Origin of the sequence: Heyndrickxia sp. MSNUG (genome assembly GCF_049532715.1) — a bacterium.
Taxonomy (GTDB): domain Bacteria; phylum Bacillota; class Bacilli; order Bacillales; family Cytobacillaceae; genus Mesobacillus.
Map to the genome: position 1 here is coordinate 3,964,488 of NZ_CP150978.1, position 25,796 is coordinate 3,990,283.

Sequence of the window (25,796 nt, forward strand, 5' to 3'; positions counted from 1 at the left end):
GAGGAGGCTCACCTGACGCCCCGCGGAAAGCGAAGCGCCTGGAACGGAAATCAACAGACCTGTTTAACTTCCCAACCAAAATGTAGACAAGCTCACTTTCATCGAGTTTTGTCTTCAGTCAAAGCAGTCCTGTTTTACTCAGGACTGCTTTGCAAAAATTATTTAAGAGCTGTTGTCTGGATGAATTCCTTTGTACGGTCTTCTTGTGGATTGGTGAAGAACTCTTCTGGTTTAGCTTTCTCGACAATGATTCCTTCATCCATGTAAATGATCCAGTCTGCAACCTCACGGGCAAAACCCATTTCATGGGTTACGACTACCATGGTCATTCCGTCCTCTGCTAATTCTTTCATGGTAGTGAGTACTTCTCCTACCAGTTCAGGGTCAAGAGCTGAAGTTGGTTCATCAAAAAGCATGATGTCCGGATTCATTGCCAGCGCACGGGCAATTGCTACCCTTTGTTTCTGGCCGCCTGACAATTTGCTTGGATAAACATCTGCTTTATCCTCAAGACCGACCTTCACAAGAAGTTCCTTCGCTTCCCTGATGGCTTCATTTTTTGGCATCTTTTTCACATGAACAGGTGCCTCAATGATATTTTCCAGTACGGTCATATGGGGAAAAAGATTAAAATGCTGGAATACCATTCCTACCTTTTGGCGTACTTCATTTATATCATGAGTATCCCGGGAAACCTCTTCTCCTTCGATAATGATTCTCCCATTGTCCTTTTTTTCCAGGAAATTAATGCATCGAAGGAGGGTACTTTTACCTGAACCACTTGCTCCGACTAGACATACGACATCGCTTTCCTTAACCGTTATATTGATATCCTTCAGGACATGAAGGTCGCCAAAGGATTTATTTAAGTTTTCAACATGAATCATTTCTTTTGTATACACTTCATTTCCTCCTTACCTGTCACTTACAGCTAATTTCTTTTCGATTGCCCTTACGACCAATGTCAGGATCGCAACTAGAACTAAATAATAGAAAGCTACGATTAACAGGTACGTCATTTCGTCAAAGTTGTTTGAACCAAGCGTCGTTGCTACGTTGAATAGCTCGTTCATCGAGATGAACGCCGCGAGCGAGGAATCCTTAAGGCCGATAATAAATTGGTTGCCAAGCGGCGGAAGAGAACGGCGGAACGCTTGCGGCAAAATGATTCTTCTCATGGTTAAAGCCTTTGACATACCCAATGACCGGCCAGCTTCCATTTGGCCTTTGTCAACCGATTGGATGGTTCCGCGGAAGATTTCCGCGATATACGCACCATTATGGAACGCTAGCGCCAATGCTGCCGCCCAGAAATCAGGAATCAGAAAGATTCCGCTGATTCCGAAGTATAAAATGAAAATTTGTACAATCAGTGGGGTTCCCCTGATTAGATAAACATATGCGTCTGAAATCCATTCTAAAGGCTTGATGTTAGAAATTTTTAAAAGTGCAAAGAATAAACCAATTACAATTCCTACTAAAATTGATACTACTGTAAGCTGCAGCGTAAGCAGCATTGCATCGATAAAAAGGTCACTGCTGTCAATCAATGTTTGTAAAACATGTCCTATACTTGGCAAAGCTCCTACATCCCTTCTCTATTAATTATCTATCTATCTACTCCGGCTTCGTTGTGATATCCTCACCGAAGTATTTTAGGCTGATTTTCGAGAGTGTTCCATCTTTGCGCAGATTCTCCAGCGCTTCATTCACCCTTTTTAACAGCTGCGGGTTATCCTTTGGAACAACAACAGCCTGCTCACTTCTTTCAATGAGCTGCCTTCCTTCAATCTCAAAGCCTTCCTTCGCTGCACTCTTTCCTGTAACGAAGTCGGTAATGACCGCGTCATGGCGGCCGGTGCTTAAGGCTTTTAATGCTGTGATATCACTATCGTACATTTTGATATTAGAAGTGTATTTAGAGGCAGTTTCCGCGTACGTGGATCCTTTTGCGACAGCAACTTCCTTCCCCTTTAAATCATCAACAGTCTGGATGCTGCTATCGGGTCTTACGAAAATTTGCGGACCTGAATAATAGTATGGAGTCGAAAATAGTACATGTTTGCTCCGCTGAGGATTAATCGTGTGGCTGGCTACAGCGACATCAGCACGGCCAGTTTTTACCCCTTCAACAATCCCCTTGAATTTCATTCTTTTCTGTACAGGCTTCAGCCCCATCTCTTTGGCTAACGCTTCTCCCACTTCAATGTCAAAGCCCGTCATTGACAAATCATCTTTAAGATAACTGAACGGCTTAAACTCTCCTGAAGCTGTGAAGATTAATTCATCCTTGTCTACCAGCTCAGTTCCATCGTCTAGCTTTTCCTTTTCTGCACATGCAGTTAAAGACAATAGCGAGAGAACCAAAGCTGCAAATAGTATCCATTTTTTTGACATTCCCCTATGATCTCCTCTCTCTTTTTTCCTGCTTGCTAACTAAGTACCCTTTTTACAAAGGGGATAATCATAAAATTAAAGGGGGTTATTGTAATAGGGGGAGAAATATGGGAAAACCCACAATGAATGAAAGGCTCCGTTAAAGCCTAATGTTGTTTTTTATAACCTGTTGATTGTAGTGGAAGGCGCGCAGACTCCTCCGAAAATGCTAACGCATTTCCATCGTGCGTGGGTCCATTCGAGGAAGCTCTTCAGTGTCCTGCGAGCGCAGCTGGACAGGTGAGACCCCGCAGAAGCGAAGCGACGAGGAGGCTCAGCGCCAGCCCCGCGGAAAGCGAAGCGCCTGGAACGAAAATCAACAGACTTGTTTAACAGAGCCAATTTAAAAGCAAGCAGGTCCCTTGTCAGGGTTTATAGCAAAGAAATTATAGGTAAATAATAGGGTTGAGATTAGACATTAGATTGATGAATTGAATATTGGAGGTAGATGGAGATGAAAGCCATGATCATTATGAATCCATCATCAGGAAAAGAAAAAGCAAACGAGTATGTCCAAAAAATAAAAGAAACCTTGCAAGGAAGATTTAGTGATATAGATATTAGAAAGACCGAGAAGGAAGGAGATGCTGCCTCATTCGCAACAGAAGCTTGCATTGCTTTATATGATGCAGTCATCTCGATGGGCGGGGACGGAACAATCAATGAGACAATCAATGGAATAGCAGAACAAGACCATCGTCCAGCTCTAGGTATTATTCCTTTAGGAACCATCAATGATTTTGCCCGGGCACTAGATATCCCCCTTGAACCATATGAGGCTATTTCAATCTTAGAAGGTCAGGAAACCAGGGCAGTGGATGTCGGAAAGATTGATGAAGCTTATTTTGCAAATGTACTGGCAGTAGGGTCTATTGCAGAAGCTTCTTATAATGTGACAGCAGAGCAAAAGACACGTTTAGGCTCCCTTGCTTATTTTATGGAAGGAGCGAAATCGTTTTTGAATGGCGAAGCAATCGATTTAACCGTAGAACACGAAAACGGCAGATGGGAAGGAAAGTCTTTCCTTTTACTTGCAGCACTCACAAATTCTGTAGGAGGATTCGAATCTCTCGCACCGGAAGCTAGTGTGAGCGATGGGAAAATCCACGTTTTCATTATAAAAAAAATGTCGTTCCCGAAGATTGCAGCGATCATTCCTTCACTCTTGAAGGGGGAACTGAAGGAAAGCGATGAAGTCGAATATATTTCAACCTCTCTTCTTAATGTCTCATCTTCAAAGGAGCATGTGGTGAATATTGATGGTGAAGAGGGCCAGACATTGCCGTTCCACGCCAAAGTGCTTCCAGGACATATACGTGTATTTGTTCCAGCTAAAAAAGCTATGTAAATAAGAAAAGCGCAAGCGCCTTGGTCAGCCCCGGCAAGCGCTGGCCGACTAAAACCGCCACGTCCTGTGGCAACGTCGGCACTAGTACATCGTGTCCGTCGAAGGGCCGACCGGTGAAGTCGTTCTTTGACTTCATTGGGCGGACCGAATTCGAAATGTATAGCCGACTGCCCAGAAACGCAGAAACTGGAGACTCCGACAAAGAAGCGCTTTTTGCTTCTGCCGGCGGAGTTGAAGTTTCGGAGTTTCTAGGAGGCGAAACTAGACAAGCAACTCGAGGGGCTAGGCGCTGGAGCTGGACATTTCTAGAAGTGAATTTTATACTTTCTTATCTTGTTAAAAAACCTGAGCAGGGAAATATCCCCCTCAGGTTTTTCGTTTTTATTTTACACTTGAATTAAAGTTGTAGAAGAATTTAGCTGTGATAGAGCCGTCTTTGTTTTCAACAATGTTTGTTACATGGATTCCTGAATCTGCAGGTGTGCTGCTAAAGCCCTTCCAGAAGTAATAAGAGCCAGAGTGAACATTGCCTGATACAGGAGTGATCTTGCTGCCTGTTTTGAAGAAGTCACCTGCGTCCCCGCGGTTAACGTTCTTTTCAAGATCATATAATCCGTCTGCCTGAAGGACAGATAAACCATAGTGAGTGACGACATCACCATTGCTTGCCGTTTGTGACTGGTTGTATTGGAATCGTTTGTTCATCCAGTTCTCCACGTTATTTGGACGGAAGCCGGCAGTCTGGTAAAGATTAATGACATTTTCATCTACATGCCACGCAACTAGTCCTTTAGAATTCTCTCCCTGACGGATTAACCCCTTGTTAAAGCCGTCCTGCTGAACGTTTTCAAATAAGAAGTATTCTGTGCCATTTGAGCCTGGAACCTCCATTTTAACAATGCCGTTATCTGCTGTTGCTTTATTGATTGGCGGCAATGTAATTTCTCTTACTCCTTGACTAGGCTTCACTTCAATTGGATTTGCCCATCCTAAGAAAACCTTTGAGAATGGATCAAAGTGTGTCGGTGAGTTTCCGCTGTAAACCGGGGCATTAGGATAGCGCATCCATGACCCGCCTGCCATCATTGAATAGTTCCCAACACCTTCAGAAGTATAGACCGTATCATAGAAATCTGGCAAACCTAGCGCATGTCCAAATTCATGCGCATAAACACCTGTCTGCGCTGGGAATGGTCCCGTTTTCGCTTCTTCTTTGTACGTACCGGTTGCAGCATCGAATCCAGCAACGTTACCGCCGATACCTGGCTGGATGTTGTAGTTGTTAACAACCACGCCATCATAGGTCATATCCTCTTTAACCGTTTTGTTGATCCACGCGCTTTGACTCATGCCTTCATACTGATCAGCTGGTTTGCCTGTTTCATAGTATTTTCCATAGTATAAAGCACTTAAGAGGCTCCACTTGTGAGACCAGAACTGTGCAGGGTCGCGGCTGAATTCTGCTCCTGTTCCTTCATGGATAACGAATACGTTCGGCACTTCGCCATTCTCGGCATATTGAGAGAAGTCTACCTGCTCATCGGCTGCTTTCAGCAGGTCGCGAATGAATTCACCAGTATGTGCATCTCCGTTTTCGTTCCCAAGTACGTACTTTCCGCTTTCAGCAAATTTGCCTTCTTGATCCAAATAGTATGAGGCACCCTTAGGCATCTCTACCCATACAAATTCAGTATTTTCTTTACGGACCAAGTTCACTTTCCCATAGCTTGATTCCTTATAAGCGTTTTGCATCGTACGGTCTTTCGGAACGTCTGCTCCATCATATTGTTTGAACTGTTCAAGTTCATAAGGGTTATACTCTGTGCCAAAAATCAAGTCCTCATAGTATTTTGCGGGGACTTGTCCCTTCATATCCCCTACAGGTTCATCACCATTAGGATACTTAGCTAAAAGAACTAAAACAGGAACATCCCCTTTTGCTTGTCTGTAAGCAACGTGATTATCTCCTGGCTGCTGAAACTTTGTTCCATTTACTGCTGCTTTCTCAGCAGGATCCACCTTTGAAATATCGATTCCAAGTTCCTTTGCTTTATCGACAAGTTCAGGTGCTGCACCAACATGGTGCGCAAGGCTGATTTCATATTTACTTTGTGTTTTTGCGCTTGAGTCATTAGCACTGACTCCAGCAAATACTGCACTTCCTGCCAAAGCAAGAGACAGCGCTGAAGTTGATAGGACTTTTAACATGGTGTCACTCCCCTATTAATATATTTCTATATCCTAAATATTATAAAATATTCAGTATATTCTAAATAGGGATTTTGTATGGTTTGATAGATTAGACAGTAATACAAAAGGCTTATTTTTCAGAATTTTTTATCATCTTACCAATTTATCACTGGCAGGGTCACTCAATCTTCGTTTTTCAATATCGTTTAAACGATAAATAAAAACAACAATATAGCTTCTTGGTTACCAAAAATACAAAAAAATTAGGGAAAGAGGTCGCCAATAAGACATTATGGGTACCTATATGAGAAAAATTTGGAAAAAGAAGGCGCCAATAGACCTCTTGGCTCCCAAAAAATATTTGGAAAAGAGATGAGAACGCAACAAGAACCATTCAATCTGCTTTTTTATAAGCGTATTGTCATTAGAGGCGTCGAAATCCACTAGCAACATATGTTACTAAAACAGTTGTCTCAAATAAGCAACAAACCCATCTTACAGAAAAATAAAAAAAGACTGCAGGCAAGCTCGATTTTCAACGAGTTTGTCTGCAGTCTGAGGCATCGCAAAAGCAATGCTTTTCTCTTTATATCCTACAATATATCCAGCCAGATTTTAATAGCTGTACCAAGGATCAATACTGCCAGGATGTACTGAAGGATTTTTGTATTAACTTTCTTCCCTGCATTCGCACCAAGAGGAGAAGCAATTAAGCTTGCAACAACCATGATTAATGCCGGTACATAATCTACCTGGCCAGTCACGACTTTGCCGACTGTAGATCCAATTGAAGAGATAAATGTAATTGCCAGCGAAGTAGCAATTGTCATTCTTGTTGGTATTTTAAGGACAACAAGCATGATTGGAACTAGCAGGAATGCACCAGCTGCTCCTACGATACCTGCACCTACCCCAACGATAAATGCAAATGCCGCCGCAAGCCACTTATTGAAAGTAACCTGGTCAAGTGGAATATCATCGATACCCTTTTTAGGAACAAACATCATAACTGCTGCAATCAGAGCAAGGATACCATAAGTAACGTTGATGCCGCCTTCTGACATGAATTGTGAGCCATAGCTTCCGATTAAGCTACCAATCAGGATGCTTGCACCCATATAAATGATTAATGTCTTATTCAAGTAGCCGCCTTTGCGGTAAGCCCAGACTCCCCCGATTGTAGCGAAGAATACCTGTACCGCGCTGATTCCAGACACTTCATGCGCACTGAACGCAGCCAAACCAAACAATGGTGGAATGTATAATAGCATAGGATATTTAATGATGGAACCGCCGATACCGACCATCCCTGATATAAAAGAACCAATAAAGCCAATTAAGAAAATGACGATTAAAAAGTTTAAATCCATTAGGCTTCCTCCTTATTCTTCATAAACAAAATGTGTTGCTAAAACCAGATAAAACTATTTTTAAAAACATAAGAAAAGGGGGACAAGCTCCCCCTCCGTTCAATTAGGCTTTCTTCATCCAGAACTTGAACACACCGTTTTCTTCTTCATGCTTCAGAAGTTCATTTCCAGTAGACCCCGCCCAAGCAGCTAGATCTTTTACAGCGCCTTTGTCAGTTGTATGAATTTCAAGTACTTCACCAGATTGGATATCAGCGATTGCTTTCTTTGTCTTCACGATCGGCATTGGACAAGCAAGTCCTTTTGCATCTAACACTTTTGCTACGTTCATGTTAAAATTCCTCCTAAGATGTTTTAATATTTGTTTGATCATTTCAATTTCAGGTGTACCTCAGGGAAATTGGTTCCATCCCCCTGAGGATAAACTTTAATTATCTTACCGCACAGCGGTTTGGCCCGATTTCCATTTCTCTTTGCTTTTCATCATCCGGGCTGATTTTACCCATGTTTGTTTCACGAATCTCCTGATAAGCATTTGGCTGTGGTGGCAGATTCTCAGTTACAAGCTTTCTGAACTCAGCTTCGTCTTCAATGTTCAAGCCGTGGTTCTTTTCGAAAAGAGTACCTAGTTTTTCAGATACGCTTCCGTCTTCATTCAGCTCATCGATGATCATGAAGTGAGCTGGAAGTACAAGAAGTTCATTGGAAAGCTGTTTGTAGCGATTGTATAGTGAGTTTCTTAGGTCAGTTACCCAGTCTTCTGCCTTACCAGCCAAGTCGGGACGTCCGATTGAGTCAATGAATAGTATATCCCCTGATAGAAGATACTTCTCATCTACTACGAAAGATGTTGATCCGATTGTGTGACCTGGAGTATACAATGCATTGATGTCAATGTTTGTTTCACCGATTTTCACATTGTTGCCATCTTCTAAAGGCTGATAGTTGAATGTAACTTCTTCAGCATCTTTTGGTGGAAGCCAGTAAGATGCACCTGTTGCTTCCGCAATCTTTCTGCCGCCAGAAATGTGGTCAGCGTGCAGGTGAGTGTCAAATACATGCTTGATTTCCACGCCAATTTCCTTAGCGAAATCAAGGTAAACATCAGTCATCCTTGTTGCATCAATTAATGCAGCCTCACCATTTGATGCAACCATGTAAGATAGGCATCCTTTGCCAATGCGGACAAACTGGTACATAGCTCCGCCATCTTTAAGATCGCCAACCTTAACCGGCTCAAGGTGTTCGCTCCATGCTTTCATTCCGCCCTGAAGATATGAAACTTCACGACCAGCTTCTTCAAGCATTTCAGCAACCATCACGGAAGAACCTTCTTTTGCACATACAACAAGGACTTCTTTATCAGTTGGAATCTGGTCAAGAATTTCTTCAACACCATCAAGTAAATCAAAATATGGGATATTCAAGTATTCAAAGTTCTCGCCTTCGATTTTCCAATCATTAAAGTCTGTTTCATTGCGGACATCAAGAATGAAGAATGGTTCTTTGTTGAATACTTTTTTCGTAATTTCTTTAGACGTCATAGCTTTCATATTCGCATTTACCTCCTGGGGTATATTTTTGCAAAAAATTAATTTACTTTTGATTCAGTTGGTCCATTCCAGTCAGACATGCCTGGCACAACGTTCCAAACATTTTCAAAACCATTGCTAGCAAGTGTTTGAGATGCCATGTCACTTCTGTTTCCAGTGCGGCAAACAACAAGGAATGTTTTTGTTTTATCAAGTTCTGACACACGGCTTTCAAGCTCACCGAATGGAATGGATACCGCATTTGGAATATGGCCAAAAGCGTATTCAGCTGGTTCCCTTACATCAAGGATAACCACATCCTCATTTGCTTCAAGCTTCTTGATGACATCATCGTTTGAAACAACGTTTGGATATTGTGTTTCTTCTTTCTCTTCACTTGCTCCGCCTTTACGGATGTAGTGCTTAAGAACATCGCCTTCTTCGAGTGTTCCAAGATATTGATGGCCTGAGCTCTTTGCCCATGCTTGAATATCCGCCTTAGAACCTTTATCCGTTGCGAGCACTTCTAAAACCTCGCCAGGATTTAACGTGTTGATTGCTTTTTTTGTTCTGACAATCGGCATTGGGCAAGCAAGCCCTTTTGCATCGACTGTGGAATTTGTTTTTACTGTATCCATTGTTCGACCTCCACTTTGAGTTTGTCTATGAAGTTATTTTCACTTAGAGCAGCGAGCCGCCCTAAGTGAAAGTCCCTTATTAAATGAACAAGTTGACATTGCCATTTTCAGCATCAGCAAGATATGCTGCTACACCGGCAAATTCAACACCTTCCATGATTTCTTCGTGTCTTAGACCAAGCAGGTCCACAGTCATTTGGCAGGCAACAAGCTTAACATCCTGTTCCTTAGCCATCTCGATTAGATCAGGAAGCGGCATTGCATTATGCTTCTTCATAACATCTTTGATCATTTTAGGACCAAAGCCTGCATAATTCATTTTTGAAAGACCCATTTTGTTCGCGCCTCTTGGCATCATCTTGCCAAACATTTTTTCAATGAATGATTTTTCAACCTGGATCGGCTCATCTTTCCTTAAAGCGTTCAATCCCCAGAATGTGTGGAAGATCGTTACCTCGTGATCATATGCTGCAGCTCCATTTGCAATGATATAGGCAGCCATCACCTTATCATAATCTCCACTGAATAAAACAATCGTTGTTTTTTTTGTTTCTCCCATTTACACTCTCCCTCTCTATCATTACGGTAGTGGGTATTTATCTTTCTAAAAAAATATCTATAGTTTTTAACGTGATTACGTTGTTAAATACCTTACAGGGTATATCATATAAAAATTCAATGAGGATGTCAACAGTATTTATGTATTTTTTATGACATTATTATATATGATAAAGCTTTTGCTATTCATTTCCGTTTAAGATGCATATTTCCCGTTCTTTTAACAGACATTTAAAATCAATATTATATGGTAAAAAAGCTTTTAACCGATAAGCAGCTAAATTAGATTGTTGATCTTCGCTCCAATCAACGGGTGCTCATAATCGACACTGAGCAAAACTAAACCTGTGTGAAAACTTATTATGAGCGTTTTTAACATTTTATTTGTATAAGAGTAAATTGAGGCAGCAAATAGAAGGTAACATTATTTAATAGAAGAAAAAGTTTTATCAACATAGTGTTTCTGTGGCAGTTAGCGGTCTTTTTATAAGAGGTACGGAAGGAAAATTATTGAACCCGGCAAGTCAAACTTTAAAATTAGCAGATTGTAAAGATTGCGCTCTATAGGTTCTATTCTTCATCAAGCATTCTGTATTTCACACTTTCATCATAAAGGCCATTTTTCTTGCTCCAGTACCAGATCAAGCCGGCGGATGCGGTGGATGCGATCATGACTACCAATAAGACCCAAGCTCCTGTGACCATCATTATCCCCCCTTTTTTTATGGATTTCTCATTCTATCGAATTACTTTAACAGAAATCCATGACACCGTCCAGAGTATTTTTCAGGGGGTTGTAATATGAAAGCTCTGGGATTACAATGTGGTCAAAATAATATAGGAGGTTACAACATGGACCATCAATCACTGGGATTTTTCTTTGATTTATTTTACTACCTCGGAGTTCCCGTCCTGATTATCTTCATCCTTGATACTTTGCGAAAAAAGTCTAATGAGAAAGAAGACAAAATTCATATCGACTGATCAGAGCTGGAATTTCCATCTCTGTTTTTTTTTGCTAAAAATTCCAAAAAAGAAGCCTTTTTACCAGTTGAAATGCATGTATAAAACATTTGGATAACACTATAGAAAAGTTGAATAACTGTATCTCATTATCAGATGTATGATTTTAATAGCAGATTGTGAAGAAATTGTGAAATATATGTGGTTATTTTATGAACAAGGGAGTGTCAAAATGTTTACAGACGAAAAATGGAGTTCTTCAAAGAATTGGTTCATCGCTGCTGTTTTCTGGATCATCATCGGCATGAGCATGGGACTTCTTACGGCAACAAAACAAATATGGCCAGAATTGTTAAACAATCGCTGGACAACATACGGGCATATTCGTTCTGCTCACGTCATGCTCGTTATTTACGCATGGCTTTCTATGGCGTATGTCGGTTCAATGTTTTACATGATTCCAAAACTGGCTAAGACGACGGTTTTCAGCGAAAAGCTTGGGAATTTTTCTTTAGTAGTGTACAACGTTGTCATTTTAGAAGGTTTCTTTGCGTTACTGGATGGCCAGACCTCTGTTATCGAGTATGGCGAATTCCCGCTTTGGGTTGACGTTCAAGTTCTGATTGCTATTGGACTTGTAGCTTATAACCTTTTCAAGACTGTCGGACAAAGACAGGAAAAAATGCTGTATGTCAGCCTATGGTATTTCCTTGGTTCCCTTCTATGGCTGCCATTGACCTGGATTGTCGGCAACTTCCCGCCATCCCTGATCCCAAGCGGCGTACAGCAGGGTTTAATGGGCTGGTTCCTTGGACATAACGCGATTGGTCTTTGGATGACGACTGTTGGCGTTGGACAGATCTATTATCTGCTTCCAAAGCTAACTGGACGGCCATTATACAGCCATCAGCTTTCCATGATCGGTTTCTGGGCAATCGCTACATTCTATGTATGGAATGGACCTCACCACTTGATGAATGGACCGATCCCGAGCTGGATTTCCAAAGCCGGTGTTATTCCATCCATTGTTCTATTGATTCCTGTTTGGGCAGTTTTAGCTAACTTCTGGGGAACAATGAAAGGTTCTTGGTCACAGACTAGAACGAGTGTGCCGCTCCGTTTCACGATGGCTGGAACCATTTTTTACTTATTTGCGTGTCTTCAAGGACCGCTGCAAGCTCTTCCATCTGTAAGTTCAGTTATTAAATTCACTCACTGGACTGTAGGGCATGCACATATGGGGCCATTTGGAGCGTTTTCTTTCACATCTTTCGCTGCAATTTATTACATCCTGCCAAAAATCGTTGGACGTGAAATGTTCAGCAAGAGAGCAATGGAAGCTCACTTCTGGTTCTCTACTGTTGGATTCCTAGTGTTCGCATTTTCTTTATGGATCGCTGGTGTCGTTCAAGGATTTGCATGGATCGAAGGTGTACCATTCCTTAAGACTGTATTAATGATGGAGCCATACGTTAAGGGACGCGCCATTGGCGGAACGATGATGTATGTCGCTCAGTTCTTCCTTGCCTGGAATATGTACAAAACGATTAAGCTTTCAAAAATCGAGAAAAAACAGCAAACACAGCAACAGGCTGCTACTGCTTAAGGAGGAGGGAACAACTTGGAACGTAAACCATCATCAGTATTAATTGTTGCATTTATTTTATGGATGTTCGGTGTTGCCGGCACGGTTATCCTTCCCCTGTTCGACTCGGAAATTAACTCAGCGACCGCCAGCGGTGAGCTGCGCAATTATCCTGAGGATTCTGCTGAAGCAAGAGGAAGAGATGTCTATATCCAAAATGGCTGCCAGACATGCCATACACAGTTCGTAAGGGCATTGCCAGCTGACCAGAACCAAAATCTTGGTCCAGTATCACAGGGCGGAGATTATAAATATGATCTGCCTCAATTGATGGGTTCTAATCGTACTGGCCCTGATTTAATGTGGGTTGGACTTAAATATAATGAAGATTGGCATCGTCAGCATTTGATCGATCCCCAATCAACTAGCCCTGGTTCGATCATGCCTTCTTTCGATTACCTGTCTAACCAGGAACTCGATGACCTTATCGCTTATTTAATGAGCCTTAAGCCAACAGAGGAAAGGCTCGAAGAAAGCAAAAATGAAGGAAATGGATCATAAATAAGTTACCTGGCCAAAACCTTTCCATTTCCATAATGGCATCTCCTTAAACCCGTGTTTAAGGAGATGATTTTGTAATCAACCATATCAAAACAGCATTCTAAAGGCAGGTGGATAAGATGAAAAATGAACATAAAGAAGCAGATATTGTTTCGGATATCAAAATTGAACATAATAAAGTGCCTAAACTGTTGGTAGCTGTATTTTATGTTGTAGCAATTTGGGCAATTGGCTATGCCCTCTTTATGCCGGGCAAATTACAGGTAGAACCTGCTGCCGCACCTCAGGAAAACAAGGGTGAGCTTATTTTCACAGGTACTTGCTTAAACTGCCATGCTACAGGAGCGGCACCTGACCTTAAGGGTGTAACGGATAGGCTGAAAGAAGAAGACATCAAAAATGTAATCAAAAACGGACGTAACACGATGCCGGCAATCGGCCACCTATATACAGATAAAGAAATCGATCAAGTCTATACGTACTTAGAAAATTACAGATAAGGAAAGGAGGATATTCGTGGTTAAAAATGTAATAAGATGGGCATCTTTTATCGCTATATTTACTTTGCCGTTTTGGAATGGGTTCAGGATGGACATTGACAACGAAAAATTGTTCTTATTCGGTTTTCAGTTAAGCTATGAAGCTGGTTATCTATTTTTTGTATTCCTTTTCTTATTCCTGATGGCATTTTTAGCATTATCCATGATTGTATACAGGGCATTTTGCCAATACGCTTGCCCGCATAATACCTTCAGCATGCTATTGAACAAAATTGAGGGAAAATTAGGTGAAAAAGGCAAGGCGGTAACTTTTCTATTAAGTTTGGTTGTCAGCTTTTTTATGGCCTATGCAACTGTAAGCTATTTTTACGACCCAATCACCATCTGGAAGTCATTAATCAACTTTAAGATGGACAAATACTTCTTCCTTGTTACTTCTACAGGTGTTCTATATACAGCACTGTCCTACAAGGCAAGAAATTCATTTTGTAAAGTCTGCCCATACGGACTTGCCCAGGGCATTTCCCGCGTGGATGATAAGACAAAATGGCTGACACATCCTGGAGTATGGATTACTTGGGGAACTACGACTGCCCTTGTACTGATCCTGCTTGTCGGATGGTTCTAATGAAAAGAGTGAGGTGAGGACATATATGAAAAAACTTCTTAAACTATCAGCTTTCGCACTACTGACCATTTCACTAACTGCGTGTTCAGAAGCTGCGGTAAAAGAAACATCCCTTGATGATGTGAATAAAAAGGAACTTCCTGCGCTGGATAAGAACTATTCCCCAAACTGGTGGAAAGACCAGCCTAACGGTAATGCCGATAAAAACATGAACTGGAACGGCGAAGGCTGGATCCTGTCTGCGAACGAAGTTAGTAACGGAATAGCGATTGCAGATATTAAAACAGGCAACCCGGTAAAATATATTCAAAGTTCAGGAACACCGCACCATATCCATATGAATAAAGATCAAACATGGGCGTTCGCAACTCAGCGTTATGGTACGAGCGTAGTCGCAATCAATATGGATACACTCGAGTATCATAATATCGATTTTCCTGGCTTTGATAAGCCCCCTGCACCACAGCATATGACTTTCTCAAGAGACGGCAAATATGCCTTCACTTCCTTGAACGCCGTTGGAGCAGTTGGAATGTTTAATGCTGAAACTGCTGAACTTGTAAAAGTGTTCAAAGATGTCGGCAAAAAGCCAAGGGATTTAAATGTGACCCCCGACGGCAAGAAGTTGTTTGTCAGCTTGCAGGCAGAACCTTTCATTACTGTGATTGATATTGAATCCGGAGAAATGAGACACCTGGAAAGAACTCAGACAGACTACGGCAAAGGAACAGGTTCAGGACTTGATATGTCCAATGATGGCAAGTATGTAGCTGTTGCTAACACCGCAGATGATGAAGTAGCCATTTATGATGCTAAGACTGAGAAGCTTTTGAAAAAAATCACTGACATTCCTAAGCCCGTAAATTTAAGCTTCATGGGTGATACTCATGACCTTGTAACCGGAAACCGTAATGATGGTTCCATTTCCATCATTGATACCGATAAATTGAAATTCATCAGAACAGTTAAGACAGGCGCAGGTACAAACATTGCCTATCTTGGTCCGGATGGATACTGGTATACTTCCCAAAATGGTGCAGGCTATCTGACAGTATTGGATCCTAAGGAAAATTACAAAATCGTCAGGAAGATCTGGGGCGTCCAGAATATTCACTGGCTCAACTGGAGTCCAAACGGAAGCGTTATGTTCGGCTCAAATTGGGGCGATAAGACTCTAACCAAGATTGATATGACAAAAAAGAAGGATTTCAGGCAAACAATACCAGTAGGTTTGAATCCGAATGGTATTGCGCTTAAAACTAATGTTCCAAAAGACAAATTATTGGCTTACCAGACAAAAAATGAAGAGGAAGCGAACAGAGTGAAGAAAGCGTCCACTCTAGTTTTCCCAAAAGCAAGAAATGAAAATGAACAAGCTTTCCTTGACACATGCCTTGTATGCCATGATATTGGCCGTATTATGAAAAACTCTAGTAAAACAGCGGAAGACTGGACTTCAGTTGTAGACCGGATGAAGGGTAATGGTGCTAAGATGGACGATGCATCAAGACAAATGATCATTGATTATCTTGCATCTGGCGACCATAAAACACTAAATATCAAAACAGAACTTGAACTGGAAACCGCTGAGAAGAGTGACAAAAAATAAAAGAAAAATCCTAATGCTCCATTAACATGGAACATTAGGATTTTCATCTAAATGGACGATATGATTCCATAATCGCTCATGAAGTGTGGACTTATATTGATGATCTTTTCTAAGAAGGTAAAATGGACGGAAACGGTCTCTGTCTTTAAAACGGCTGACCATTAGCTGTCTTGTCTGAATTTCAGGACAAATCGCCAGTTTTGAAAATACAGCAACGCCTAATCCATTTTTTACACCTTCCTTGATTAATGTATTGCTGTTATAGACGAGGACTGATTTCGGTTCTATATTCAGCCCTTTCCATAAATCAAGGGTTGCCTGCCTCATGGCACAGCCAGGTTCTCGGATCAGCCATGTCATATCTGCAAGCTTTTCGGGCATTTGATTTTCAGGATTGATTCTAAGCTGCGGAGACACACCCAGAACAAGCATGTCATCGTAGAACTCATGTGATACAAAATTATAGCGATCAGCTTGACCCTCCACAAGGGCAAGATCAATTTCTGATGCATACAGCAAATCGGTAATGTGGATGGAAGTCCCGATGGTAATCTGGATTTGGTCACTCGAAATGTCCTGATTCAATTTAATGAAGTCCTGGACCATTTTTGAAATCAAGCATTCACCGATCGTATTGCTGCAGCCAATTTTAATAGTCTGGCTGGAATCACCCTCAGCCAATAAGCTTTCTAATTTATCGTTCAAGGCAAGCAGCTGCTGACCATAATCATATAAAGTTTTTCCGGCCTCAGACAAAACGATTTTGCGTTTAGCCCTGATGAACAATTGTTTATTATAGTAAGCCTCCAGTTGGCTGATTTGATGGCTGACAGCCGGCTGAGACAAATTTAACATCTTGCCTGCCTGGGAGAAGCTCTCATATTTAGCCGCAGCAATGAATGTCTTTAAATGTTCCAAGTTCAATATGATCGCACCCCTTTATACTAATAGAATTGGAGGGAATAAAATGAAAAAAGCAGATATCATCGTCACCGTCTTAGTCTTGTCCGTCTTTATTTTTGGATTGATGTACTTTACGAAGGACAATTCAATCACATACCGTGATGTGAAATTTGAAATCGCCTCAATGGCCATTTTGTCCGCTGTTTCCCTATTCACCTATTTCGGAATCAAGAAAAATTTAAACCACTAATATTGGATTATACCATACAGGGTTTTAAAACCTGTGAATGATTGTAAAAGAACCTGGGAAATTTTCCTGGGTTTTTATTTTTTTGCTGTGTTAAAGTACAATGTTGATTTTTTAGCACCTGTTGATTGGAGCGGAAGGCGCGCAGACTCCTCCGAAAATGCTATCGCATTTCCATCGTGCGTGGGCAGATTCGAGGAAGCTATTCAGTGTCCTGGGGGATCAGCGGCCAAGGTGAGACCCCGCAGGAGCAAAGCGACGAGGAGGCTCACCTGACGCCCCCCGGAAAGCGAAGCGCCTGGAGCGGAAATCAACAGACAAGTTTAACACAGCCTATTTTTTAATAGGCTCTACTTAAACCTTTAATAAGAACAAACTATCCTCCAAAAGATTCAAACTCCTTAATCATGTTAAACTAATGGATAGAAATCATTATACATCATTTCAAATTATATACCAATATGGGTATAATAAAATGATTAGATTGTACCTTCTTAATTAAGCCTTAACAAAACCTGCACAATATAGAAATAAAGAAAAGGAGTGATTTTAAAATGAATGAAATAGGATTGTTTTTTGCTTTTACTGCAGGGATATTATCTTTTTTCTCGCCATGTGTCTTTCCCCTGCTTCCTGCTTACATAACGCATTTAACCGGTGGCAAGATCGAGGGTTCAAAGGTTGCGGTGGACCGAACTACTCTATTCTCCCGTTCTTTCGGCTTCATCATCGGCTTTAGTCTTATTTTTATTGTCATGGGCGCATCTGCGTCATTTCTTGGCCAGGTGTTCGCAAACTACAGAACGATCGTTATGCAGGCAGCCGGATTGCTGATCATCATCTTCGGTTTGCAGATGGCTGGATTGTTGAATATCAAATTTTTAATGATGGAAAAAAAGATCCATTCTGAAACAAAATCGAAAGGTGTCTTCAGTTCCGTATTTCTTGGTATGGCATTTGCAAGTGGATGGTCACCTTGTGTAGGACTTGCGCTTTCATCCATTTTGCTGCTTGCAAGTTCTTCGGATACATTATATCAAGGCATGTACTTGCTGACTTCTTACTCACTTGGAATGTCTGTGCCCTTCCTGGTCATCTCGTTCGTTATTTCTTATTCTTTAAAAGCAATCAAGAAAATCAACAAGTACCTTGCTAAATTGGCTTTTGTAAACGGCATGATCATGGTGGGAATGGGCTTCCTTGTACTTTCAGGACAGATGCAAAAAATTAGTGCCTGGCTTTCTGCTTATAGCATATTTCAATTTTAATCTTATCTGAGGGCTGTCCGAAGGGGTGACATTCATTGTGAATAAAGATTTGATTGGCAAAAGCGTATTGGTTGTAGAGGATGACCCAAAAATCAGGACACTTGTTAAGATTTACCTAATAAATGAAGGATATGAGGTCCTTGAAGCTGACAATGGAATTCTCGCAATGGAAATGATTGAAAAATACGACCCATGCATCCTGATCCTTGACCTGATGCTTCCCGGTAAGAATGGTGAAGAAATCTGCACATGGCTAAGGAATGATCTTGAAAGCATGATGCCTGTGATCATTCTGACTGCTAAGGCATCGGAAAAAAGCAGGATTGAAGGTTTCAAGCTAGGTGCTGATGACTACGTGGTCAAGCCATTCAGTCCTGGTGAACTGATGGTCCGTATTGAGGCCGTTCTAAGAAGGACTGCCAGCAGATGCGGAAAGTTGACTTTTACCGGTCTTACAATCAAACCTGCAAAAGGAGAAGCGAGGATCGATGGAGAACTCCTTGATTTGACAAACTTTGAATTCAGGCTCCTCCATATGTTCATGCAGCACCCTGGCCAGATTCTTTCACGGACGCAAATTCTGGACTCTATCTATGAAAACAATGAAAAGGCAGTGACCGAACGGACGATTGATGTCCATATTAAGAATCTCCGTGAAAAAATCAAAGAAAAGACGCCAAAGGATTATATTCAAACTGTGAGAGGAATGGGGTATAGGTTTGCGGCGAATTAAAAGCATAGGCAATTTATTATTATCAAAGCTTGTTGCTGTGAACAGCGTTGTCATTCTGCTTGTTATCATGCTTGCAGGAATCTCCGTAAAGGATTATGCCTGCTTCCTTGTGAACCATGAGCAGATCACCGGAGCCCAGCTGGTCGATACCTTAGATTCCTTCCTCATAAAGGTAAGTATCATAGCCTTTATTGGAGCAGGACTTGTCCATTATTTTTCCGTAAGACGCATCGTTCAGCCAGTTAAAAAAATTGCCGCAGCAGCCAATCAAATAAAGGAAGGAAAAATCCCTCATCAAATCGAGCTTTCTGCAAGAGGTGAATTAGGAGAATTGCTCACAAACTTCAATGCCATGACAGAATCACTGTCTGTGATCCAAACGAGACGGGAAGAAATGCTGCGGGATATAGCTCATGAACTAAGAACTCCGCTTACCAATGTTAATGGGTATTTAGAAGCCCTTCAGAGCGGGGTTTTGGCCGGCGATCGAGAATTGTTTGGATCGCTGCTGGAGGAATCCCGACGGATTACCCGAATTGTCGATTTGATATCGGAACTTGACGCCTGGAATAAAGATGTTTATTTTCTGGAAAAACAGTTTGAAGCTGTAAAAATCGACGAGGTCGTGACAGAATCAATTGCCGCCTTCAAGCTTAAAATAGACCGTCAATTTGATTCGTTTAATCTTGAGATAAAGCCTTCTCTCGTATTTGGCCATAAAGATGGACTAAAGCAAGTGATATCCAATCTTCTGCAAAATATTATCGATTATGATTTAGGCCGCCACTTATCTGTTGAAGCAAAACTTGAAGGAAAACATTACACCATTACTTTTTCCCATAAGGGCTATTACATAGATCCGGAAAAAAAGGAGCTTATTTTTGAACGATTTTACCGTCTCGAAGAATCCCGAAGCACCAAAGCTGACGGCGCAGGTTTGGGTCTCGCGATTGCCCGGAGCATCATTGAGGCCCATAACGGCAAAATTGGACTTGAAACTAATGGACTTGATCATTCATTTTGGATAAGCATTCCTCATCATCACGCTTCTTAATCAATTCTTAACAAAACAGATTCATACTGTTTTAAAAAGGTTATTATCGTATGAATGTTGCTTTATATAAAAATATACTATCTAGTAAATTTCTTAATTCCGAGCCTTTCCGAAAGGTTCCTGAACTAAAAAGGCATCTATGACCGGAAAGATCCAGAAGCCGATTTTTACTTTAAAGTGTCAAAGCAGCATCGTTCACGAAAAAGCCTTAAAAAAGGGAGCGAGATCGATGGAATTTACTTATTATAATGATAAAATTATTGGACAGCTAGAATACGGGTTCCTTCCTGTATCGCCAAATAGCGAACTTGGATACCGCCCTTTTGAGCTATTCGCTTCATCACTAGTGGGCTGCAGTACTTCCCTTCTTGCAAATATTTTAACAAAGAAAAGAATAGACTATAAGAGAATTGACGTAAATGTTTCAGCCGTGAGAAATCCAGACGAAGCTAACCGGATTGAACAGCTGACATTCAAAGTAAGTGTTCAAACGGATCAAAAAGAAAAGGCGGAACAGGCTGAAAAGATTGGCATTCTCGTATTGAAAAATTGCGGCATGATTCAATCGGTAATCGGCAGCATTGATGTAAAGTACCAGATTGAATTTACGCCAGACCAGCCAAAAAAAGGTGATGTTGCTTGAATTATATAACGGTCGGCAGATTTACGCTGCCAGTAGATTTGCTTGCAGCTTTTGCCGCGATTTTTATCGGAGCCATGATATACTGGCTAAAGGAAAAGAAAAGCATTGGCGACTGGTATTGGAATAGTTTCTTTATTTATATCGCTATTTCAAAATTAAGCTACGGGCTCTTTAATTTTAAAATGTTCATTGATAACCCGCTATCCCTGCTCTACTTCACTGGCGGTACAAATGGACAGATTCTTGCCGTTGCCGGAATCGCACTTTATTTATTTTTTATAGCCCGGAAAAAGGACAGTGGAATCAACAGGGAGGAATTTCTTCCTGCATACTTAATATTTTTCCTTCTATACGAGACAGTCTTGTTTGCCTTTTCCGAAAATCTCCCAGCGGCAGCAGTACAGGCTGCTCTTCTGTTAGGGTTCATTTTTTATTATTTTAAGAAGGCTGGACTGAACCAGCAGCTTTCAATATTGTTCCTAATGTTAGAAGCGCTTATCCTGAGCTTATTTTCAGATTTGCTCGCAGCAGAAAACCTTTTACTATTTGCACTTGGAATTATCTTGCTACTATTTCAGCGAGTTCATAAGGAGGAGTTACAGTCTTGAACAAGAACCTATTATCTTTTGCGATTCTAGCTCTTGCGGCTGTTATTTTAGTCGTGAATATCTGGAAACCAAATTTGACTGAAAGTGAAAAGAAAACGACAGACCAAACGGAAGAATCGGTGGAAACGGAAGACATCCCCGGTGCTAAGCTTTCTGCGTTACGTGAAGGGGCAGAAGCTCCTGATTTCGAACTGAATACTCTTGATGGTAAATCAGTTAAGCTTTCAGACTATCGCGGCAAAAAGGTTATCTTGAATTTCTGGGCAACCTGGTGCCCGCCATGTAAAGCCGAAATGCCGCACATGCAAAACTTTTATGAAGAAAACAAGGATAAAGGCGTGGAAATTCTCGCTGTTAACCTGACTAATATGGATAAAGGCGTCGATGAAGTCCAAAATTTTGTTAAAGAATATGGTTTGACTTTCACTATTCCTCTGGATGAAGAAGGCACTGCCGGAACGACCTACCAGGCGTTCACAATCCCAACAAGTTATATTCTCGATGAAAATGGTATAATCACGAAGAAAATCGTCGGTCCAATGGATGAGAATATGATGAAGAAATTAACTGATATTAAATAGAAACAAGTCGCGGCTGATGAGCTGCGACTTGTTTTTTCATTCATGACGAAAAGCAACAATCAATGATAAAACAGCCTTTATATACTTATGATTTTCGGTGGTTCATCTGCTGTAAAAATTCCCTTTTCCTTTAGGAACTGCTTAATGACCTCAATAGCATGGATACCGTAATAGGTTTTATCAGCCTCTGCTGCCTTAAACAGCTGACTTCCGCCTCCGGCAATCTTGTAATTTTTGCTCATGTCGATTTCCTTGCCGCCAATCAGCAGCTTTTGGATTCTGTTGCCTTCCGGGTTATATGGCTTAAAGGCCATGAATAATCCTGCGGATCTCAAGATATAACCGCCTTTTTGTTTGAACGGATCTCTGGAGAACACCATTTCAAGGTTCTTCTCTAGAGCCTTAACAAGACGCTCCCCTGTCATCTCCATCGTAAACATTTCCGGATTCGTCGGTATGATTGTGTGCAAGTCGTATTCAGTAATGTCACCTGCTGGCACCGGCGTTCCATACCGCCAGCCGTGAGAAAACGCCAAATCGGCATCAAATGCATTCAGATAGGCATCGGTAATCAGTTTATCCATCGGTGCTTCATTCAAGGTCATCCGGTGTAAAATTGAACCTGTTTTACCGACAACATTTGCCCGTTCCTGTTGATAAGGCTCTAAAATAACTGCGATCATTCCAGCCATTTCCTTATCCTCTGGAAACTGCTCATCAATTGCAATTAATTCGTAATGGAAGTCTTCTATTTTTCCGTTACCAAGGGTGACATCCAGCTTGCCAAGGAAGGATGAACTTGAGCCTGCCTGAACAACGACGGTTCCATTTACCGTAATAGGCTGCTCAATTCTGTCATGGCTATGGCCAGATAGGATTATATCAATCCCATCAACGAGAGCAGCGAGTTCAACATCAAGAGGAAGTCCCATATGACTTAACAGCAACACTACATCTACCTTCCCTTTAAGCTCTGTCACACACTTGCGAGTCTCATCTACACCCTTTGAAAAAACGAGTCCTTCAGAGAAGCTGTCAGGCATTGTTTCATGTACATACGGATACGTAAGGCCGATTATCCCAACCTTTATCCCTTGCATTTCTTTGATCGTAAATGGTTTTAAAAACGTATCAGCTGGATCCTCACTCACTACATTGCAAGCAACTGTCGGGAAGGGCAAACTGTTTGCCAACAATTCCAATTGTTCCTTCCCGTAAGCGAAATCCCAGTTCCCCGGAACCCAGGCGTCCAGCTGCATTTTTTCCAGAGCAGGCAAAAGCACCTCCCCTTTTGTTGAAACAAGTGGTAAAGTTCCGTGAAATAAATCCCCGCCATCAAGGAAAAGGACATTGTCGTTTTGCGACTTTAAGTCCTTTACATACTTAGCAATCCTGGGTAAACCACCGGTTTGTTTCAATTCAGGAGTATCGCCCCGCCAAAATAATTCATGATGAAGGTCTAGGCTTCCATGAGTATCATTCTGCTGGATGATCATCAACTTCTTCATTGTAAACTCCTCCAATTTAATAAGGCTCTTTTCGTAAATTTCCTGGAAAAGTCTGAGATGCATGAAGCTTGCGAAAAAAGCCTTAGCCCATTTATTAATCGAAAGGAGTACCTAAAATGGCACTCCCTTCCGTTTTCACTTTATTAACGGACCGCACAGCGGTTTGGTCCGATTTCCATCTCACGCTGTTCTTCAATATCCGGGTCGATTCTCCCCATATTCGTCTGCCTGATTTCCTGATAGGAGTTAGGCTGCGGCGGAAGGTTTTCGGTAACCGTTTTTCTGAACGTTTCTTCACTGTCAATCTGCAAGCCGTGATTTTGTGCATACAGGACCCCAAGCTTTTCAGATACACTTCCGTCATCATTCATTTCATTGATGCCCATATAGTGGGCTGGAAGGACGAGGAGTTCATCGGCAAGCTCTTTATAGCGCTTGTACAATGTACCCCTCAGGTCTCCTACCCAGTCCTGTGCCAAACCAGCAAGGTCAGGACGTCCAATGGAATCAATGAACAGAATGTCGCCCGTCAGCAAATACTGGTCATCCACAATGAAAGATGTACTTCCAATAGTGTGTCCCGGTGAATACAAGGCACGGATGACTGTGCTTCCAACCTTAATTTCATCGCCATCCTGAAGCGGTTCATAGCGGAAGGTTACTTCACCCGCATCTTTCGGAGGGAGATAGTATTTGGCTCCCGCTTTTTCCGCCAGCTTCCGTCCCCCGGAAATATGGTCCGCATGAAGATGCGTATCTAGCAGGGCCACGAGCTTAAAATTCTTCCCTGACATGAACTCTTCATATTGCTCGATCATTCTGTTTGTATCAATGATCGCAGCCTCGCCATTCGATTCAACAAGGTATGATAGACAGCCCTTCCCAATTCGGACGAATTGGTAAATGTAGCCCCCGTCCTTGAGGTCACCTATTTTAACCGGCTCTAAATGCTCACTCCAAGCTTTCATTCCGCCTTCAACGGAGAATACATCCTTAAAGCCTGCCTCTTCTATTTGTTCAGCTACAAACTCAGAAGATCCACCTTTAGCACAAATGACATAAATGTCCTTTTCCTCAGGCAGAACATTCATGACTGGATCAATACCTTCAAGGAGATCAAAATAAGGTGTATTATGAACCATTACATTACGGCCTTCAATCTTCCAGTCATCAAAATCCTCGGTGTTTCTCGCATCGAGGATAAAGAGATCCTCATGATTGATGACTTTCCTGGCCAATTCTTTCACTGAGATTGTCTGTACCATTTAGTCCCTCCTGTTTCAGGCTTAAATTATTAGAATGTTAAAGTTACATCCGCATCGCTGGCAAAGTGCAGGAAGGATGCAGCGCCGCCAACGTCAATCCCATCGACAAACGCTTCTTTTTCGAGAGCCATGACATCCATAGTCATTTGGCATGCGATCATTTTAACGCCCATTTCCTGTGCCATTTCAACAAGCTGTTCGACCGGAGGAACATTTGCTTTCTGGAAGCCCTCCTGGAAGTGTTCTTTCCCAGCAGGAAGCGGAAGCTGCTTGTGGGCTTCTTTATGGATCAGGTTTAATCCTTCAAACGTAAAGAAGATCCCTACCTCTGCATCTGTTGCTGCTGCCGCAGTTGCGATATTGAATACTTTATATGCGTCAAACATGCCGCCGTTAGCGGCGATAATAGCTACTTTCATTTTAGTCCCTCCCTATTTTTCAACTGATTTTTCTGTCGGACCTGTCCAGTCCTTCATTCCAGAAACAACATTTATTGGTTTCTTAAAACCTTTTTCAGCCAATTTTTTTGCTGCCATATCACTTCTCGAACCCGAACGGCAAATTACGTATACATCCTCTTCAGGGTTCAATTCATTGACCCGCTGCTCCAACTCTCCAAGCGGAATTGATTTAGCATGAGGAATATGCCCGAAAGCATACTCAGCAGATTCCCTGACATCGAGGATGGTAATTTTTTCGTCGCCATCAAACTTTGCCAGCACCTCTTCCAGGCTAGCTGTATGCGGATGCGGAGAATCATTTGTTAATTCCTCATCACTCGCTTTACGAAGATAGTGTTTCAGTACGTCTCCCTCTGTAATCGTTCCGAGGTATTGATTGCCTGTACTCTCTGACCATGCTTTTAAATCTGTCGTTGATCCTTTATCAGTTGCCTGCACCTCTATTACTTGTCCAGGCTCCAATTCATTCATCATTTTCTTTGTTTTTACGATTGGCATCGGGCATGCCAGCCCTTTTGCGTCCAGAACTTTATCCGCAGAAATTGACATAGTAATCCCCCTTCATAATCAATAGTATTTATGGTCAAACGGAATCCATACAGAAAAA

At 41.7% G+C, this 25,796-nt stretch carries 29 protein-coding genes; 14 read left to right on the forward strand and 15 right to left on the reverse strand.

What is annotated here, in order from left to right:
- Positions 1–158: 158 nt before the first annotated feature.
- The 3 genes from AABM38_RS19900 to AABM38_RS19910 form a co-directional block, all read right to left on the reverse strand.
- A complete protein-coding gene (locus tag AABM38_RS19900) occupies positions 159–887 on the reverse strand; it encodes an amino acid ABC transporter ATP-binding protein (protein ID WP_423410807.1) in 729 nt (242 codons plus the stop codon).
- 27 nt (positions 888–914) lie between these two features.
- On the reverse strand, positions 915–1,517 hold the full coding sequence (locus AABM38_RS19905) for an amino acid ABC transporter permease (protein WP_423410808.1): 603 nt from the start codon (positions 1,515–1,517) through the stop codon (positions 915–917).
- A 100-nt stretch (positions 1,518–1,617) separates the two neighbouring features.
- Positions 1,618–2,397, reverse strand: coding sequence for a transporter substrate-binding domain-containing protein (locus AABM38_RS19910; RefSeq protein WP_423407923.1), 780 nt, complete (start codon positions 2,395–2,397; stop codon positions 1,618–1,620).
- A 493-nt stretch (positions 2,398–2,890) separates the two neighbouring features.
- Between AABM38_RS19910 and AABM38_RS19915 the strand changes: the two genes are divergently transcribed.
- The gene (locus tag AABM38_RS19915) at positions 2,891–3,784 is read left to right on the forward strand and encodes a diacylglycerol/lipid kinase family protein (RefSeq protein ID WP_423407924.1); all 894 of its coding nucleotides are present in this window, start codon (positions 2,891–2,893) and stop codon (positions 3,782–3,784) included.
- Between the two features lie 381 nt (positions 3,785–4,165).
- On the opposite strand, the gene AABM38_RS19920 is transcribed toward AABM38_RS19915, so the two are convergent.
- From AABM38_RS19920 to AABM38_RS19950, 7 genes are all read right to left on the reverse strand, one after another.
- Entirely contained in the window at positions 4,166–5,992 is a 1,827-nt protein-coding gene (locus AABM38_RS19920) for a M6 family metalloprotease domain-containing protein (RefSeq protein ID WP_423407925.1), read from the reverse strand.
- A 575-nt stretch (positions 5,993–6,567) separates the two neighbouring features.
- A complete protein-coding gene (locus AABM38_RS19925) occupies positions 6,568–7,344 on the reverse strand; it encodes a sulfite exporter TauE/SafE family protein (protein ID WP_335375429.1) in 777 nt (258 codons plus the stop codon).
- 103 nt (positions 7,345–7,447) lie between these two features.
- Positions 7,448–7,675 (reverse strand): sulfurtransferase TusA family protein, encoded by a 228-nt coding sequence (locus AABM38_RS19930; protein ID WP_423407926.1) that lies wholly within the window; start codon positions 7,673–7,675, stop codon positions 7,448–7,450.
- A gap of 100 nt (positions 7,676–7,775) precedes the next feature.
- The gene (locus AABM38_RS19935) at positions 7,776–8,897 is read right to left on the reverse strand and encodes an MBL fold metallo-hydrolase (protein ID WP_423407927.1); all 1,122 of its coding nucleotides are present in this window, start codon (positions 8,895–8,897) and stop codon (positions 7,776–7,778) included.
- 38 nt (positions 8,898–8,935) lie between these two features.
- A complete protein-coding gene (locus AABM38_RS19940) occupies positions 8,936–9,514 on the reverse strand; it encodes a sulfurtransferase TusA family protein (protein WP_423407928.1) in 579 nt (192 codons plus the stop codon).
- A gap of 79 nt (positions 9,515–9,593) precedes the next feature.
- Positions 9,594–10,073: a DsrE/DsrF/DrsH-like family protein gene (locus AABM38_RS19945; protein ID WP_423407929.1), complete on the reverse strand. Its 480-nt coding sequence runs from the start codon at positions 10,071–10,073 to the stop codon at positions 9,594–9,596.
- A gap of 569 nt (positions 10,074–10,642) precedes the next feature.
- The gene (locus AABM38_RS19950) at positions 10,643–10,780 is read right to left on the reverse strand and encodes a hypothetical protein (RefSeq protein ID WP_423407930.1); all 138 of its coding nucleotides are present in this window, start codon (positions 10,778–10,780) and stop codon (positions 10,643–10,645) included.
- A 144-nt stretch (positions 10,781–10,924) separates the two neighbouring features.
- Here AABM38_RS19950 and AABM38_RS19955 point away from each other — a divergent pair, with 144 nt between their 5' ends.
- The 6 genes from AABM38_RS19955 to AABM38_RS19980 all read left to right on the forward strand — a co-directional run bounded on the left by AABM38_RS19955 (position 10,925) and on the right by AABM38_RS19980 (position 15,918).
- Entirely contained in the window at positions 10,925–11,056 is a 132-nt protein-coding gene (locus tag AABM38_RS19955) for a hypothetical protein (RefSeq protein WP_423407931.1), read from the forward strand.
- 211 nt (positions 11,057–11,267) lie between these two features.
- Positions 11,268–12,641 carry a cbb3-type cytochrome c oxidase subunit I gene (locus tag AABM38_RS19960; RefSeq protein ID WP_423407932.1) on the forward strand — a complete coding sequence of 458 codons (1,374 nt, stop codon included), beginning with the start codon at positions 11,268–11,270 and terminating at the stop codon, positions 12,639–12,641.
- Between the two features lie 15 nt (positions 12,642–12,656).
- Complete coding sequence (locus AABM38_RS19965) at positions 12,657–13,181, forward strand: cbb3-type cytochrome c oxidase subunit II (protein ID WP_423407933.1); 525 nt, start codon at positions 12,657–12,659, stop codon at positions 13,179–13,181.
- A 119-nt stretch (positions 13,182–13,300) separates the two neighbouring features.
- Positions 13,301–13,681 (forward strand): cytochrome c, encoded by a 381-nt coding sequence (locus AABM38_RS19970; RefSeq protein WP_335375420.1) that lies wholly within the window; start codon positions 13,301–13,303, stop codon positions 13,679–13,681.
- A 16-nt stretch (positions 13,682–13,697) separates the two neighbouring features.
- On the forward strand, positions 13,698–14,309 hold the full coding sequence (locus AABM38_RS19975; RefSeq protein WP_423407934.1) for a 4Fe-4S binding protein: 612 nt from the start codon (positions 13,698–13,700) through the stop codon (positions 14,307–14,309).
- 25 nt (positions 14,310–14,334) lie between these two features.
- On the forward strand, positions 14,335–15,918 hold the full coding sequence (locus AABM38_RS19980; RefSeq protein ID WP_423407935.1) for a beta-propeller fold lactonase family protein: 1,584 nt from the start codon (positions 14,335–14,337) through the stop codon (positions 15,916–15,918).
- A gap of 21 nt (positions 15,919–15,939) precedes the next feature.
- On the opposite strand, the gene AABM38_RS19985 is transcribed toward AABM38_RS19980, so the two are convergent.
- Entirely contained in the window at positions 15,940–16,842 is a 903-nt protein-coding gene (locus tag AABM38_RS19985; protein ID WP_423407936.1) for a LysR family transcriptional regulator, read from the reverse strand.
- A gap of 43 nt (positions 16,843–16,885) precedes the next feature.
- On the opposite strand from AABM38_RS19985, the gene AABM38_RS19990 reads away from it, so the two are divergent.
- The 7 genes from AABM38_RS19990 (at position 16,886) to AABM38_RS20020 (ending at position 21,955) form a co-directional block, all read left to right on the forward strand.
- Positions 16,886–17,071: a hypothetical protein gene (locus AABM38_RS19990; protein WP_423407937.1), complete on the forward strand. Its 186-nt coding sequence runs from the start codon at positions 16,886–16,888 to the stop codon at positions 17,069–17,071.
- Positions 17,072–17,622: 551 nt separating this feature from the next.
- Positions 17,623–18,336 carry a cytochrome c biogenesis CcdA family protein gene (locus AABM38_RS19995; protein WP_423407938.1) on the forward strand — a complete coding sequence of 238 codons (714 nt, stop codon included), beginning with the start codon at positions 17,623–17,625 and terminating at the stop codon, positions 18,334–18,336.
- Between the two features lie 34 nt (positions 18,337–18,370).
- Positions 18,371–19,069 (forward strand): response regulator transcription factor, encoded by a 699-nt coding sequence (locus AABM38_RS20000; protein ID WP_423410809.1) that lies wholly within the window; start codon positions 18,371–18,373, stop codon positions 19,067–19,069.
- A complete protein-coding gene (locus AABM38_RS20005; RefSeq protein ID WP_423407939.1) occupies positions 19,056–20,123 on the forward strand; it encodes an ATP-binding protein in 1,068 nt (355 codons plus the stop codon). Before AABM38_RS20000 ends, AABM38_RS20005 begins: the two co-directional genes overlap by 14 nt.
- A gap of 229 nt (positions 20,124–20,352) precedes the next feature.
- Positions 20,353–20,766 (forward strand): OsmC family protein, encoded by a 414-nt coding sequence (locus AABM38_RS20010; protein ID WP_423407940.1) that lies wholly within the window; start codon positions 20,353–20,355, stop codon positions 20,764–20,766.
- The gene (locus AABM38_RS20015) at positions 20,763–21,374 is read left to right on the forward strand and encodes a hypothetical protein (protein WP_423407941.1); all 612 of its coding nucleotides are present in this window, start codon (positions 20,763–20,765) and stop codon (positions 21,372–21,374) included. The genes AABM38_RS20010 and AABM38_RS20015 overlap by 4 nt, the downstream gene beginning before the upstream one ends.
- Complete coding sequence (locus tag AABM38_RS20020; protein ID WP_423407942.1) at positions 21,371–21,955, forward strand: redoxin domain-containing protein; 585 nt, start codon at positions 21,371–21,373, stop codon at positions 21,953–21,955. Before AABM38_RS20015 ends, AABM38_RS20020 begins: the two co-directional genes overlap by 4 nt.
- A 77-nt stretch (positions 21,956–22,032) precedes the next feature.
- Here AABM38_RS20020 and AABM38_RS20025 read toward each other — a convergent pair whose 3' ends face one another.
- The 4 genes from AABM38_RS20025 to AABM38_RS20040 form a co-directional block, all read right to left on the reverse strand.
- Entirely contained in the window at positions 22,033–23,463 is a 1,431-nt protein-coding gene (locus AABM38_RS20025; RefSeq protein ID WP_423407943.1) for a bifunctional metallophosphatase/5'-nucleotidase, read from the reverse strand.
- Positions 23,464–23,606: 143 nt separating this feature from the next.
- Positions 23,607–24,728 carry an MBL fold metallo-hydrolase gene (locus tag AABM38_RS20030; RefSeq protein WP_423407944.1) on the reverse strand — a complete coding sequence of 374 codons (1,122 nt, stop codon included), beginning with the start codon at positions 24,726–24,728 and terminating at the stop codon, positions 23,607–23,609.
- Positions 24,729–24,757: 29 nt separating this feature from the next.
- Positions 24,758–25,147, reverse strand: a complete 390-nt coding sequence (locus AABM38_RS20035) for a DsrE/DsrF/DrsH-like family protein (protein ID WP_335375408.1) — start codon at positions 25,145–25,147, stop codon at positions 24,758–24,760.
- 12 nt (positions 25,148–25,159) lie between these two features.
- Complete coding sequence (locus AABM38_RS20040; protein WP_423407945.1) at positions 25,160–25,738, reverse strand: sulfurtransferase TusA family protein; 579 nt, start codon at positions 25,736–25,738, stop codon at positions 25,160–25,162.
- Positions 25,739–25,796 lie beyond the last annotated feature (58 nt).